Source organism: Streptomyces viridosporus, from assembly GCF_002078235.1.
Classification (GTDB): Bacteria; Actinomycetota; Actinomycetes; order Streptomycetales; family Streptomycetaceae; genus Streptomyces; species Streptomyces viridosporus.
Map to the genome: position 1 here is coordinate 1 of NZ_MSGP01000924.1, position 567 is coordinate 567.

Consider the following 567-nt stretch of genomic DNA (forward strand, 5'->3'; position numbering starts at 1 on the left):
GGCACCGCCGCCGTCGCCCGCTGCCGGTGCGGCCTTCCGCGCCGTGCCCGCGGCCGTACCCGAATCCGAACCCGTACCCGAATCCGAACCCGGCCCCGAACCCGGCCCGGTGGAACCGGCGGATCCGGCGGCCTCCGTCTCCCGGGGCGCCGGGTGGGTCCCGGACGGCGCGCCCCGGTCCGACGCCTCGCCCATCACGCCCAGCCTTCCCAGCAGCGCACGCAGCTCGGACGGGTGCTCGGCGCGGTGCCAGCGGCCGTCCGACGCGTCCGTCAGGCGCTCCGCCGTGTGGATCCACACGGCCCCGCCGTCATGTGCCGGGTAGACCTGGTCGACCCGCCAGGGCTGCACATCGTGCACCATCCAGGTCATGGTGATCAGCCGGGCCGAGACCAGGTCGGCCTCCGGCGGCTTCCCGCGGGTGCCGGCGCCGAGAGGGCCGAGCAGCCGCTCCAGCTCCCCGTACTCCTCGTCCTCGTAGTGGAGCGACGCCGTCTCCCCGCTCCCCGGCGAGACCACCAGCACACTCGTCGGTCCGCCCGCCGAGGCGGGCGGACCGACGAGTGT

General features: G+C 76.0%; 1 protein-coding gene. It reads right to left on the minus strand.

All coding sequences use genetic code 11. The features are described 5' to 3' along the window. On the minus strand, nucleotides 1–567 hold a 567-nt coding region (locus B7L92_RS40860), incomplete at both ends, for a hypothetical protein (RefSeq protein WP_159461096.1).